At 66.9% G+C, this 13,563-nt stretch carries 12 protein-coding genes and 2 pseudogenes; 11 read left to right on the top strand and 3 right to left on the bottom strand.

Annotated features, from left to right (window positions below; genetic code table 11):
* The first annotated feature begins 224 nt into the window (after window positions 1-224).
* The 7 genes from QZX93_RS23720 to QZX93_RS23690 all read left to right on the top strand — a co-directional run bounded on the left by QZX93_RS23720 (window position 225) and on the right by QZX93_RS23690 (window position 6,936).
* Window positions 225-1,082 (top strand): sulfotransferase domain-containing protein, encoded by an 858-nt coding sequence (locus QZX93_RS23720; protein WP_295393488.1) that lies wholly within the window; start codon window positions 225-227, stop codon window positions 1,080-1,082.
* A gap of 153 nt (window positions 1,083-1,235) precedes the next feature.
* Window positions 1,236-2,321 (top strand): Re/Si-specific NAD(P)(+) transhydrogenase subunit alpha, encoded by a 1,086-nt coding sequence (locus tag QZX93_RS23715; RefSeq protein ID WP_295393486.1) that lies wholly within the window; start codon window positions 1,236-1,238, stop codon window positions 2,319-2,321.
* A 76-nt stretch (window positions 2,322-2,397) separates the two neighbouring features.
* On the top strand, window positions 2,398-2,685 hold the full coding sequence (locus QZX93_RS23710; protein ID WP_295393484.1) for a proton-translocating transhydrogenase family protein: 288 nt from the start codon (window positions 2,398-2,400) through the stop codon (window positions 2,683-2,685).
* A gap of 212 nt (window positions 2,686-2,897) precedes the next feature.
* Entirely contained in the window at window positions 2,898-4,289 is a 1,392-nt protein-coding gene (locus tag QZX93_RS23705; protein WP_295393482.1) for an NAD(P)(+) transhydrogenase (Re/Si-specific) subunit beta, read from the top strand.
* The gene (locus QZX93_RS23700; RefSeq protein ID WP_295393480.1) at window positions 4,286-4,828 is read left to right on the top strand and encodes a DM13 domain-containing protein; all 543 of its coding nucleotides are present in this window, start codon (window positions 4,286-4,288) and stop codon (window positions 4,826-4,828) included. The genes QZX93_RS23705 and QZX93_RS23700 overlap by 4 nt, the downstream gene beginning before the upstream one ends.
* Before the next feature lie 146 nt (window positions 4,829-4,974).
* Window positions 4,975-6,075 (top strand): glycosyltransferase family 4 protein, encoded by a 1,101-nt coding sequence (locus QZX93_RS23695; RefSeq protein WP_295393478.1) that lies wholly within the window; start codon window positions 4,975-4,977, stop codon window positions 6,073-6,075.
* Between the two features lie 129 nt (window positions 6,076-6,204).
* Window positions 6,205-6,936 (top strand): polysaccharide deacetylase family protein, encoded by a 732-nt coding sequence (locus tag QZX93_RS23690; protein WP_295393476.1) that lies wholly within the window; start codon window positions 6,205-6,207, stop codon window positions 6,934-6,936.
* A gap of 297 nt (window positions 6,937-7,233) precedes the next feature.
* Here the strand turns inward: QZX93_RS23690 and QZX93_RS23685 are convergent, their stop codons facing one another.
* Both QZX93_RS23685 and QZX93_RS23680 read right to left on the bottom strand, forming a co-directional pair.
* Window positions 7,234-8,319, bottom strand: a complete 1,086-nt coding sequence (locus tag QZX93_RS23685; protein ID WP_295389974.1) for a glycosyltransferase — start codon at window positions 8,317-8,319, stop codon at window positions 7,234-7,236.
* A 19-nt stretch (window positions 8,320-8,338) separates the two neighbouring features.
* Window positions 8,339-9,433, bottom strand: a complete 1,095-nt coding sequence (locus QZX93_RS23680; RefSeq protein ID WP_295389972.1) for a glycosyltransferase family 9 protein — start codon at window positions 9,431-9,433, stop codon at window positions 8,339-8,341.
* Between the two features lie 309 nt (window positions 9,434-9,742).
* Between QZX93_RS23680 and QZX93_RS23675 the strand changes: the two genes are divergently transcribed.
* Window positions 9,743-11,068, top strand: coding sequence for a carbohydrate porin (locus tag QZX93_RS23675; RefSeq protein ID WP_295389971.1), 1,326 nt, complete (start codon window positions 9,743-9,745; stop codon window positions 11,066-11,068).
* 55 nt (window positions 11,069-11,123) lie between these two features.
* Complete coding sequence (locus tag QZX93_RS23670) at window positions 11,124-12,014, top strand: alpha/beta hydrolase (protein ID WP_295389969.1); 891 nt, start codon at window positions 11,124-11,126, stop codon at window positions 12,012-12,014.
* A 548-nt stretch (window positions 12,015-12,562) separates the two neighbouring features.
* Here QZX93_RS23670 and QZX93_RS23665 read toward each other — a convergent pair.
* Complete coding sequence (locus QZX93_RS23665) at window positions 12,563-13,006, bottom strand: helix-turn-helix transcriptional regulator (protein WP_295389967.1); 444 nt, start codon at window positions 13,004-13,006, stop codon at window positions 12,563-12,565.
* A 49-nt stretch (window positions 13,007-13,055) separates the two neighbouring features.
* On the opposite strand from QZX93_RS23665, the pseudogene QZX93_RS27510 reads away from it, so the two are divergent.
* A pseudogene (locus QZX93_RS27510) lies at window positions 13,056-13,208 on the top strand (helix-turn-helix transcriptional regulator); the annotation flags it as partial.
* Between the two features lie 169 nt (window positions 13,209-13,377).
* Window positions 13,378-13,563: pseudogene (locus QZX93_RS23660) on the top strand (hypothetical protein); the annotation flags it as partial.

Below are 13,563 nucleotides of genomic sequence, written 5' to 3'. Positions count from 1 at the left end.
TCCCGCGACACCGTCGCCGCCACCATCCAGCGCCTGGCACGCAACGTCCGCCTGGTGTTCGACTACCTGGGCATGACCGAAAATTCCCGCCGTCGGCGGGGACGGCCAGCCACGGCGGGCTAGAACGGATTTGCCGTGTGCCGGCCAGCATGCCGGGTCCGCCCCATGCTAGGATGAGCCGCCGCAAGCGGGATTTAAGGTGTGCTTCGTCCGAGGTTTTCCGTATGGGTGGCATCTACTGGCTGGCGTCCTATCCCAAGTCCGGTAATACCTGGTTCCGCGCTTTCCTCACCAACCTGCGGGTGGACGGGGAGCAGCCGGCGCCGATCGATGAATTGAGCGGCGCCGGGATGATCGGCGCCCGCGGTTGGCTCGACGAGCGGCTGGGCTTCGACACGGCCGATCTCAGTCCGGCGGAGGCCGAGCGCTTGCGCCCCGCGGTCTATCGCTGGGTGGGGCGCGAGGACGCGACGATCGGCTATCACAAGATTCATGACGCCTACACCCTGACGGTCGACGGTGAACCCCTGGTGAGCCGTGAGGCCACGCTTGGCGCGCTCTATATCCTGCGCAACCCGCTCGACGTGGCGTGCTCATTTGCCAGTTTTTTCAGCTGTAGTATCGACGCGGCGATCGATCGGCTGGCCGACCCGGCCCTGGCGCTGCACCACCGGCGCTCGGCGGGCGGTGCGCATGTCCGCCAGCGCCTGCTCAGTTGGTCCGCGCATGTGCGCAGTTGGGTCGATGCCCCGGGGCTCAATCTGGCGCTGATTCGCTATGAGGATATGTTGGCCGACCCGCTGTCGACCTTCACCCGCGCCGCGCGCTTTCTGCACTTGCCGCATGACCAGGTGCGGGTACAAAAGGCCATCGACTTCAGCCGGTTTGGCGAGTTGAGCCGCCAGGAGGCGGCGCGGGGTTTTCGTGAGCGCCCGCACTTCGCCCCGCGCTTTTTTCGTCAGGGGCGCAGCGGCGGTTGGCGCGCGCAGCTCAGGGCGGCGCAGGTGCTGCGCATTATCGCCGATCATGGCGCGCTCATGCGCCGGTTCGGTTATCTGGACGCCGCGGGCGAGCCGCTCTGAGCTTGCGGGTGGCCGTAACCCTGACCAAGGCCGGTTTGCGCAGTGCCGATGGCGGCGCGCTTGAGTGTTGCCAGCATCGAACCATCGCTATGATAATGATCGGAATCGGCCGCCCCGCTGGCGGGCCACCCACACCGACAGGAAAATAACAGTATGAAGATCGGGGTTCCCCTGGAGACGCGGGCGGGTGAGGCGCGAGTCGCGTCCACGCCCGAGGTGATAAAAAAGTTTGTAACCAAGGGCTTCGAGGTGCTGGTCGAGCGGGGCGCCGGGGTGCGGGCCGGTTACCCGGATGCCGACTATGAGGCGGCCGGGGCGCGGCTCGTCGATCGGGCCGGGGCCTACGATACCGACCTGCTGCTCAAGGTACGCCGCCCCGACGTGGCGGACGTGGCGGCCATGCGCCCGGGCGGCATCTATATCGGCCTCTTGGAGGGCTGCGGCGAGGACGAGATGGCCGCGGCCATGCGCGCCAAGGGCATCCGGGTGCTGGCCATGGAGCGCATGCCCCGGACCTCGCGCGCCCAGTCGATGGACGTGCTGTCCTCGCAGGCCAACATCGCCGGTTACCGGGCGGTGATCGAGGCGGCCGCCCGCTACGGTCGCTTCTTCCCGATGATGATGACCTCCGCCGGCTCGGCCAAGCCGGCGCGGCTGGTGGTCTTGGGGGTCGGGGTGGCCGGGTTGCAGGCGATCGCCACCGCCCGCCGGCTGGGGGCCGAGGTGTTTGCCTATGACGTGCGCCCGGAGACCCGCGAGCAGATCCTTTCGCTCGGTGCCAAGTCGATCGATCTCGACCTCGGGGAGAGCGGGGCGGGGAGCGGCGGCTATGCCAAGGAACTGTCCGACGAGGCCAAGGCGCGCCAACAGGCGGCCCTGGCCGACCAACTGGCCAAGGCCCATGTGATCGTCACCACCGCGCAGATCCCCTGTCGGCCGGCCCCGGTCCTGGTGACCGAGGCGGTGGTGCAGCGCCTGCGTCCGGGTTCGGTGATTGTGGATCTCGCGGCGGCCGGCGGCGGTAACTGCCCCCTGACCGTTGCCGATCAGGTGGTGGAACGTCACGGGGTGACGATCGTGGGTCACACCAATTACCCCTCGATGGTGGCAGCCGATGCCAGCGCCTTCTATGCCAAGAACCTGTTGAACCTGATCGAGATCATGGTCGATAAGGGCGAGGCCGGGCCGGTGCTCAAGGATCTCAGCAAGGACGACATCACACAGGCGATGCTGGGGTAGGGCGCGCCGCGCACCGCCTCCAGCCAACACCCTTTGTCCCACGGTGCGTCCGGCGCACCCCACGGAAACCACTGCCATGTCTGAATCGCTGCTTGCGCTCTATGTCTTCGTTCTGGCCTGTTTCATTGGCTACTATGTCATTTGGGGCGTCACCCCCTCATTGCATACGCCACTGGTCGCCCTGACCAATGCCATCTCCGGCATCGTGGTAGTCGGCGCACTGCTGGTGGCCGGCTCCGAGCAGGCCGGCATCGGCGCCGAGCTGATCGGCTTCTTTGCTGTGCTGCTCGCCTCCATCAATGTCTTCGGCGGCTTTCTGGTGACCCACCGGATGCTTTCCATGTTCAAGAAGAAGCCCAGGTAGGAGCGGCCCCCGGCCGCGACGCACGCCGCCCACGCGGCCTTGATCGTCATTCCGGCCGGGACGCCGCAATCCTGGCCCGGGAAGGCCACCGCTCGGCTGTCGCGGATTCGCGCAATACAGTGGACTGGCCGGAACGAAGATCGGGGCCGCCCACGCGCTGCCCGCGACGATGACCAAGGCCCATCCGACGTCTAACTACTGAAGGAATGCCAATGGAATTTTCTGTCAATACCCAGGCGGTGGCCTATCTGGTCTCTGCCATTCTATTCATCCTGGCGCTCAAGGGCCTGACCCATCCCGCCTCCGCGCGCCGCGGCAACCTCTATGGGATGCTCGGCATGGTCATCGCGGTGGCCGCCACGCTGCTCGGTCATGAGGTCCGCTCCTACGGATTCATCATCGCCGGGGTGGCCGGCGGCGCGGTGGTCGGCACCATCCTGGCCCTGCGCATCCAGATGACCGCCATGCCGCAATTGGTGGCGGCCCTGCACAGCTTCGTCGGTCTGGCGGCGGTGCTGGTGGCCATCGGGACCTTCATCAATACTGCCGACCCGGGTGCAGTGATGATGGGTGAACTCTCCGCCGGTGTCATCATCGGTGCCATCACCTGTACCGGCTCGGTGATCGCCTTCGGCAAGCTCCAGGGGTTGTTGAGCGGTGCGCCGGTCAAGTTTACCGGTCAACACCTACTCAATGCCGTCATTGGGCTCGTGACCATTGGACTCGGCGTACACTTTGCCATGACCGGTGCGGTGTGGGCGCTCGCTATCATGACCCTGCTGGCCTTCGTCATCGGCGTGACCCTGATCATCCCGATCGGTGGGGCGGACATGCCGGTCGTCATCTCCATGCTCAACAGCTATTCGGGCTGGGCGGCGGCGGCCACCGGCTTCACCCTGCATAACAACCTGCTGATTATCGTGGGCGCGCTGGTCGGGTTCTCCGGTGCCATCCTGTCCTACATCATGTGCCGAGCGATGAACCGCTCCATCATCAATGTGGTGTTCGGCGGCTTCGGCTCCGGCGATGATGCGAGCCCGAGCGCCGGTGCCCAGGCCGCACAGCAGGGGGTGAAATCGTCCTCGGTGGAGGATGCAGTCTATTGGATGGAGGACGCCAACAAGGTCATCATCATCCCCGGCTATGGCATGGCCGTGGCGCAGGCCCAGCACTCGGTGAAGGAATTGATGGAATTGCTGGAGGCGCGCGGGGTGGAGGTCAAGTTTGCGATCCACCCGGTGGCTGGCCGGATGCCCGGTCACATGAACGTGCTGCTGGCCGAGGCCGATATCCCCTATGACCGGGTGCTGGAGATGGATGAGATCAATCCGGAGTTCCCCGGCGCCGATGTGGCCCTGGTGGTGGGTGCCAACGATGTGGTGAATCCCGCCGCCAAGGAGGACAAGTCGAGCCCCATCTATGGGATGCCGATCCTCGAGGCGGGCAAGGCGCGGCAGGTCTTCTTCCTCAAGCGCTCCATGCGTCCGGGCTATTCCGGTGTGGATAACCTGCTGTTCTACCGTGATAACACCTCGCTGGTCTTCGGCGACGCCAAGGACACCATCGAGGGGATGGTGAGTGTACTCAAGGGGTCTGCGCATTGAGCCGGCTGGCGCCGCGGGGCCCGGCGACGGACCCCGCCCGCGGCTGGCACCTGGTGGTCGGGCTATTGATCGGTGCGGCCGTGGGGAGTGGGGCGGGGTACTACCTCGCCGTCCATTCCAGGTCGGCGTCGGTGGCCGACACTGGTGCGGTCACGGCCGGCCGCGCCGGGGCGATCCGGGCCACCGGGCACTTCACCCAAGCCGACCCCGCCGACCGTATCCATTACGGCAGCGGGGCGCTCACCCTTTATGACGATCGGGTCGAACTGGGTGAGGATTTTGCGGTCGGACCCGGGCCCAAGTATCACCTCTATCTGGTGCCACAACGCGGTGTCGATGCGGACACCCGGGTGGAGGAGACCATGTTCATCGACCTGGGGCCGCTCAAATCATTCAGCGGCGCCCAGGGTTACGCCATCCCGGCGGGGGTGGCGGTGGGCGATTACGGCACGGTGGCGGTCTGGTCCGAACAATTCAATACGCTCATCTCACCGGCAGAATTGGTCTTAGAATCATTGTCCGAAAATGAACGCAAATAGGATTAGATGCTTGGCCTCATGCCCGCCATTGTTCGCGCGATGAACTGACCGCCTGCCCTCGATTTATTAATTATTGGCGGTCATTTGCGTTCATTTGCGGACGAACTGCCTTTCTTCGCATCGCCGAGCCCCGAGGTCGCGGCCGCATGAGAATCCTGTTCGTGTTGCACAGCCACTCCTATGGGGGGGCGGAGATGCACCTGTCTGAATTGGCGCGGGGCCTGGCGGCGTGCGGCCATGAGGTCGCCTTCGCGGGGCCGGCGGATTCCTGGTTGGCGGAGCGCTTTCGGGCGGCCGGTTTTGCTTGCTACCACTTGCCGATGCACGGCTTTTTCGACGCCTGGTCGATGGTCAAACTGGCGTGGATCGCCCGGCATTTTGGCGCCGATCTCATCCACGGTCATCTCACCCGCGGGGCCTTCTATGCCGGGATCGGCGGGCGGCTGGCGGGGGTCCCGGCGGTGGCCACGGCACACTCGACCAATGCGGGCAAGCACTTCGGGCGCGCGCAGCGGATCATCGCGGTGAGCCGGGCGGTGGCCGACTTTCTGGTGGGGGAGGGCTATGACCCAGCGCGCGTGACGGTCGTCCACCACGGCGTGGCCGATCCGCTGCTGGTCGCGTTGCGGCCAGTCCTGCGTGCGGCGCTGACCCTGCCTGCGGGGGCCGTGCTGTGCGGTATCGTGGCGCGACTGGTGCGTGCCAAGGGGCACGATCTGGCCATCGATGCACTGGCCGACTGCCCGGAACCGATCCATCTGGTCCTGATCGGAGACGACTCGACCCCTTGGGGGCGGGCGATGCGTGAGCGGGCCGCGGCGCGCGGGGTCGCGCAGCGCGTTCATTTTCTAGGCTTTCGCGAGGACGCGCCCCAGTGCATGCGCGAACTGGAGATGGTGCTGGCGCCCTCGCGTCGCGAGGCACTGTCGCTGACCCTGGCGGAGGCGGCGGCGGCCGGTCTGCCGGTGGTGGCCGCGCGCGTCGGCGGCATCCCGGAGGTGGTGGCGGACGGCGAGACCGGGCTCCTGGTCCCGGCCGAGGACGCGCCCGCGCTCGCCGCGGCCATGCGGCGCCTGGCCGCCGACCCCGGGCTGCGCGCTCAACTGGGGGCCCAGGGGCGGGCGCGCTATCTGCGTCAGTTCTCCTTGGAGACGATGACCGCGGGGACCGCCGCGGTCTATCGACAGATGCTCGGAAAAGACAAGAAGATGATACGTCCGCAAATGAACGCGAATAAACGCAAATGAAGAAAATAGACGATGGGCGAAGGGGGTACGGCAATTGAGTGACGCTGCGATTGCGTTGTCTTATTTGCGTTCATTCGCCTTCATTTGCGGACAGCTTTTCTCTCCGGAATGAACGGGATCTCGATTTTGATGTATCACCAGGTCGGCGACTTCCGCCGGGTCAGGAGCCATCGGGCGGTCTATTGCAACCAGCGTCGCTTTGCCGCCCAGATGGCCCTGCTCAAACGGCTGGGGTGTAGCGTGCTCGCGATGGACGAGGTCCTGGCTTGTGTGACCGGTGAACGGCCGGTGCCGCCGCGCGCGGTGGCGATCACCTTCGACGACGGGTACGACAACTTCTATGAGGTCGCACTCCCGCAGTTGCAGCGTCACGGCTTCCCGGCCACGGTCTATGTGGTGGCCGGATTGGTTGGCCGCGCGGCCGCCTGGCTGCCGGCCGATGGCCTGCCCGCGGCGCCGCTCATGGGCGCGGGGCGGCTGCGCGAGATTCGCCAGGCCGGCATCCAGATCGGTTCGCACGCCATGAGCCATTGCCCGCTGGCCGGGCTTGCGGCCGCGGCGCTGGCGGCCGAGTTGACGGATAGCCGCCGCGTACTGGAAGACCTGCTGGGCGAGCCGATCCGCCACCTCTGCTATCCCTACGGCAGCCATGACCTGGCAGTGGTCGAGGCCGCTGCCGCGGCCGGTTACTCAACCGGGGTCACCTGTCAGCGTGCCCTGGCGACCAGTGTCTTCGACCCCTTGGCCTTGCCGCGCAAGGCGATCTCATTGGGCGACGACCTGCTCGGTTTCTTGTGGAAGGTGCGCTTCAAGCATCGGCCCAAGGGCGTGGCGGTGAGTCGCGGCCGGGCCGCTATCTAAGCACCGATCCCTAAACCGAAATCCGCTAATCGCTCACGCCAAGGCGCCAAGCGCGCCAAGAAATACAAGAGGGTAGGTGAAGGCACCGGATCGCCCTTCCGGTGACGCGCCGGCCTTGATCGTCATTCCGGCCGGGACGCCGGAATCCAGGCCACGGACGGCAATCTCTCAGCCAGTGCGGCCGCCCAGAATTGCGGGGGGCCGCAACGATGATCAAGGCCGAATCGCCTGGCGCCGATAACGCACTGAAAAATATTGGCGTCTTGGCGTCTTGGCGTGAGAAATGCTATGTCGCGGCTAACCCGTCGCGGCCAGTTCTTGATAGACCGCCAGATTGCCCTCGACCATGGCGTCGATGGAGAACTCGCACACCATCAGTGCGCGCCCCCCGGCGCCCAGGGCGCGCCGCCGCGCCGGGTCGGCCAGCAGTGCGCCGAGTGCCGCGCCCAAGGCGTCGCTGTCACCGGGCGGGACCAGGACGCCGTTTTCCCCGTCGCGCACCGCCTCCGGGATGCCGCCGACGCGGCTGGCGAGGATCGGCACCCCGGCGCTCGCCGCCTGGAGCAGTGAGACGCCGAGCCCCTCCATCAGCGCCGGGTGGACCAGCACATCCAGGCACGGCAGGATGTCGGCTAGGTCGTCCCTAAAACCCGCCAGGGTCACCTGTCCGGCGAGCCCGAGTGCATGCGCCTCGCGCGCCAGGTCCGCGGCCTTGGGACCCTGGCCGAAAAAGAAGACGCGCAACCCCGGGTGGGCCGCGGCCAGCGGGGGCAGGGCGCGCAGCAGAAACCGATGGCCCTTGCGCTCGATCAACTGCGCGACCACCGCCAGCCACAGGCCCTGCGCCGGCACCCCGAGCCGCGCCGCCACCGCCGCCCGGTCGCACGGCCGGTCATAGCGCTGCCAGTCCACCGCGCTGCGCACCACCCGCAGCTTCGCCGGGGGCAGACCCTCGCTCAACAGGACCCGGCCGATCCCCTCGGAGATGGCGATCACCCGGTCGTGTAGCCGATATTTGAGCCCGACCACCCAGGGTGACTCCGGGTTGTCCACCCGGCGGGTATGAATGACCGGCACCCCGCTCGCGCGTGCCGCGATGCCGCCCATCAGGTCCGCCCCGATACGGCTATGCAGATGGACCAAGTCCGGGCGGGTGGCGCGGATCAGCCGGGCCAGGCGCGGGATCAGCAGCAGGTCCCCGTCGCCATGCATGGGCAGCCCGTGGACTTGTGCGACCGGCGCCGCCGCGTCGGCTAGGTCGCAGCCGCGGGGGCAGGCGAGCAGGTTCTGGTGACCGCGGGCGTGCAGTCCGCGCAACAGGTGCAGGACCTGGAAGGCACCGCCATAGAGGTGCCGGCCGCCCTCCACATGCAGGACCTTCATCGTGGACGCTGCCGGGCCATCACGGCGCCTGCCCGATGACTTGGCGGGCGGCGGCCAGGACCTCGCCGACGGTGAGTTCGCGCATACACCCGAAGCTCCCCCGGCAGGTCGGGCGGCGCCGACAGGGCGAGCAGGGCAGGCGATGGTAGAGCACCCGGGCATTGACCCGGGTCGTCTCCACGTAAGGGCAGGTGGAGCCGAAGAGCAACAGCGACGGGGTGCCGGCGGCGATGCCCATGTGCCCCAGGCCGGTGTCCACTGCGACCAGCAGGGCGGCGCGGTCGATCAGTGCGGCGGCCTCGGTGAGACTGGTCTGGCCGACCAAGTTGACCAGCGGGCGCCGGGTCGCGTCCGCCACTGCGGCCGCGCTGTCGCCGATGCGGTCGGCCGCCTCGCGGTCGCCCGGGCCGCCGAGCAGGACCGGCGTCAGCCCCAGATCGCGGCGCAGCCGGATGGCCAGGTCCGCCCAGCGCTCCTCAAACCAGTGCTTTTGGGGGCGGGTGGTGAAGGGGCAGAGGACCGCATAGCCGCTGGTAAGCCCCTCCCGGACCAGGGTCTCGTCGGCGGTGCGCGCGGCCACCCCATCATAGTGGACGACCATCTCGAAGCGCTCGGTCGGTAGCCCCAACTGCTGCGCCAGATACAGATACTCGGAGCCGATGCGCCGCGGGTCCCCGCCGCGCGGGACGGTGCGGGTCATCAGCCAGGCGCTGCCCTCCCGGGAGCCCAGCCCGATGCGCGCGGGCGCCCCCGACAGCCGGGTGAGAATGCCGCTCTTGGCCAGCCCCTGTAGGTCGATGGCCACATCGAAGCGCTGCTCGTGCAGTACGCCGCGCAGCGCCCGCAGGCCGCGGATGAGTTCGCCGAAGTGCCGCTGCTGCCACAGTCGCCGCCAGTGGGTCATCGGGCAGACGATCACCTCGTCCAGGTCCGGGTGCTGGTCCAGCAGGGCGCGGCACTCGGGCTGGACCAGCCAGGCGATATGGGCCTGCGGGCAGGCGCGGCGCAGCGCCGCCACCAGCGGCGAGGCGAAGACGACATCGCCGATGGCCGAGAGCCGCACCAGCAGGATGCGGGCGTCCGGGGCGATGGCGAAGGGGTGCGGGTCGGGCATGGCGTCGTGGGTCCGAGGGCTGGCGGGGAGCGGGGCGCTGCGCCGATGTGACGCAGGATAACAGGATAAAGGGAAAGCCCCGGCGGCCCAAGACCAGTATTGGCTTTTTCCGTTGTGCAACCGCAGTCAATCCATCATCGCCTGGCCATTGCGCGGGCGATGGCCAGGGACCGGCTCCCGACCATCGGAGGTTGAACAAATGCTGGCCTGGGGTCATGCTGGTACAGCGTGCCGACAGGCCCCTGGGGTCGGGCGGCGCCCCCCGCCCGCCCGCTAACCCTGTCCAGACCTGCCCGTCAGGAGCGATCGATGACTCACCGCCCCCTTGTCCGCCTCGCCGTGTCCCTGTTTGCCGCCGGACTCGGTGCGGCGCCTCTTGCGGCGACGGCCGGGGCGGCCGCGACCGCGTTCCCGACCAGCGACTTCCTCACCGGGAGTTGGAACGGGGTGCGTGACCGCTGGCAGCAGCAGGGGTTCTCCTTCAACCTGAATTACACCACCGAGTCGTTCGGCAATGTCTCCGGCGGCGAGGTGCGCGGCGGGACCTATGCCGACAACATCGCGCTCGATTTCAACTTCGACCTCCAACGGCTCCTGGGCATTCCCAACACCACCCTGTTGGTGAAGGGATCGAAGCGCGATGGCGACAGTGTGTCATCGCGCTTCATTGCCCCGGCCTTTGGCGGCAATACCTTCACCGTCCAGGAACTCTATGGCGGACAGAATGTCAAATTGGCCAACGTGCAATTCACCACCAAACTCCTGAATGACCGGCTGGACCTGGCCTATGGTCGGCTGGTGGCCAATGACGACTTCCTGCGCTCCGACCTGTATTGCCAGTTCGTCAATAATTCATTCTGCGGCAGCCCCAAGCCGGTCTTCCTCCAGAACCCCTTTACCTTTACCGCCTATCCGCTCGCCACCTGGGGTGCGCGGGTGCGTTACGATACGCCCGCCCGGGTCTGGACCATCCAGGCCGCGATCTATGACGGGGACCCCGAGTTCAAGCAGGGTAACCCGGCCAGTCCGAGCCACAATCCGCACGGCGTCTCCTGGGGGATGGGCAACAACGGCGCGACCCTGGCCGGCGAGGTCCATTATCATGTCAACCGCGATTCGCTCCAGGCCCTGCCGGGCGTCTATAAGATCGGCGGCTTTTATCTGACTGGCCGCTTCCAGAATCTGCATCCCAGCGGGGCGAACGACGCCACGGTGCGCGGCGACGGCATGATCTGGCTGCTGGCCGATCAGATGCTTTATCGCAAGTCGCCCGGCAGCCCCCAGGGCCTCTCGGCCTTCGGCGCCCTGGTGTTCAGCCTGACGGATAGGGTCAATCCGATGTCCGGCTATTATAATGTCGGTCTGGTCTACCTGGGTCTGTTCAATGCGCGACCGCTCGATCGTACCGGACTGGGGCTGACGACCGGCTGGTACGGCCATTCGTATAATCAAGGGCTGCGGGCCGCCGGGCAGCCCACCAGGGCCTATGAGGCGGCGATCGAGCTGAATCATCAATTCGTCCTGGGCCATGGTATCAACTTCCAGCCGGACCTCCAGTACATCGTCAGGCCCGCCGGGACCGGCACCATCCCCGACGCCTTTGCCGTCGGTGCCAAACTCAGCGTCACCTTTTGAGCGATCCCCGTCGGCTCGCCCGGCGCCAGACCCACTCACACCACACCGGATTCCCATGCAACTCACCCCACTGCAACACCTCACGCTGCCCACCGGTCCACTGGCCTACCGCCAGACCGGGAGCGGCATCCCACTCATCCTGATCCACGGCTGGCGCGGCGCCTCCAGTCACTGGCAGAACACCCTGAACGCCCTGGCCGATATCCGCAACGTCTATGCCATCGACCTGCCCGGTCACGGCGCGACCCCGCCCGGCGCGGATCCACTCACGATGCAGGGCCTGGCGCGCTTGGTCATCGACTTCGCGGACCAAGCGGGGCTTGATCGGTTCGACCTGGTCGGACACTCCTATGGGGCGGCCGTGGCGGTCGTCATCGCCGCCCGCTGGCCCGAGCGGGTGCGGCGGCTGGTGTTGAGCAGCATGGGGGTTGCGGGCAGTGACCTGGAGCGGTTCGCCCTCACCCAGACCCATGCCTGCCTGAACCTGGGCCTGCCTTGGGTGCGGCCCTGGGTTGCCATGATGCGGCCCTGGCCGGGGCCCTGGCAGCCCGCGCTCGACTGGATGAGCGGCGAGCCGGCGACCAGTCGGGCCTTCGCCGGGGCCTTCCTGCGGCAACTGCCGGCGGACCAGGCGGTGGTCAGCGAGGGGGTGCATGAGTTCTTGAGCACGGACCCACTCTCCTCCCTGGAGATCATGATCGACGCGGCCAACCCCGCCTTTGCCGCGGCGCTCGCCAAGATCGCTGCCCCCGTCCTCCTGCTCAGTGGCGATAGCGACCTCGTCATGCCCGCCGCCGGGGTCGCGGCCCTGGCCGCGCGTCTGGCGGACTGCCGCACCGTGCTGCTGGATGACTGCGGTCACATGCCGATGATCGAGTGGCCGGAGCGCTTCATCCGGGAGGTGCGGGCCTTCCTGACCGACGGCGAGGTGGCGGCGGCTCACTGATCCGGTGGGTGCGTCGTGCGGCCCAGGCGGCTGGGTCATCTGGGTGGGCACAACGACCGGCGGGAGGCGAGTCAGCCTTTGCGCCGATCCTTCCACGCGTTGGCCACCCGCGCGGCCGCCTGTCCGGGTTGCGGCATCCGGCACAATTGCTGGCCTTGATCGTCGTTCCGGCCACTCCCGGGCCGGAGTCCAAGGTTCAGCCTTGGCTTGACGACCAAGACTGAAGCCTTGGACTCCAAGAGATGGCCGCTGGCCGGAACGATGACCAAGACCGTCTTTATCGACGAGGCCTGGGACCTAGGGTACGCGGTGTAGCACTGGAGTTTCACACAATCAGACGGGCACAAAAAAGCCGGTCGTAACCGGCTTATTTGACAAATGAAGATGGTCGGGGTGACAGGATTCGAACCTGCGACTTCTGCCTCCCGAAGACAGCGCGTAGAGAAAAAGTACATAAAAATCAATGTATAGCGCCGTCGCCCCCAGCCCGAGCGCGTCTCTACATGCCAGCAACCGCCTGATTGTGTCGGTACGGTTTCACGTCAGTTTCACGTGGCCTGGTGGCCGCGCAATAGCAGCAACAAGGCCAAATACCCCTCTCTCGTTAGCCCGTTCGGCGGCTGCAACGATTTCAGAGCCCGCCACTCAATAGAGCGGATGTTCAGGCGTTCGCAAAGAAACTCGTCGCCGGCCAGGCTCGCAAGACCGACCGACGTCTTCCGATCCGCCAGGATGTGTTCACGGCTGATCTCCGTGTTCGCCAGCGTTTCGTCGCTTTCGCCGCCCATCAGCCAATGGGCGCTGACACCCAGCTCGTGCCTCAAAATGTCGAGCATCTCGATCGACGGCGCTCGCACGCCACGTTCCATGCCGCTGATGTGGGATTGGACCACCCCGCAACGGTTGGCCAGCTCAGTCTGGTTCAAGCCGGCCGCTTTGCGTGCCCGTTTTAGCCGGGCACCGTTCAACACCGCAATGTTGGTCTCGTTCATCTGCGTAGCATGAACGAAAACGGTCCGTGCGGGAACGTGCGGACAGAAAGCTGGCCTGCGCCAGAGCTCCATCTCTGCGATCGAACGGGGGGAGCGGTGTCCCTCGTTGGAGCGGCTGTTGGATCTGGCGCGTGCCTTCGGCGTTGCGCCCGCGCGCCTGCTGATGGTGCCCACGGGGACGGGCGGGGCGGGGGCGGGGTAGGGCGTGGATATCGGACTCGCGACTGACGTCAAGAGTGAGCCGCCCCCGCGCCTACCCGAGCAGTTTGTGACCAGGCGACAACGGCTGATCCGCCGTACCACGGGCCGGCAGGCGTGGGGTCTGCTACAGTACACGCCCTCGCGCACCGCGCCCGCCAGTTGTTGTCCGTATGCCCCGACGCCCGACGCCCTCCCGACCCTCTGCGCGCGCCCCTAAGCGCACCTCTGCGCGGGCACCTGCGCGCACCGGCACCCTCCAGACCCTTGGCCGTCGCACCCTCGCTGGACTACGCAATCTCGGCATCGGCCTGGCGATGGCCTCGGCGGTGTCCTATCTGCCCGCATCGGTCACAGCG

Origin of the sequence: uncultured Thiodictyon sp. (genome assembly GCF_903946935.1) — a bacterium.
Taxonomy (GTDB): Bacteria; Pseudomonadota; Gammaproteobacteria; order Chromatiales; family Chromatiaceae; genus Thiodictyon.
Note: the sequence above shows the minus strand (reverse complement) of the source record. Positions and strands in the feature narration are given on the sequence as shown.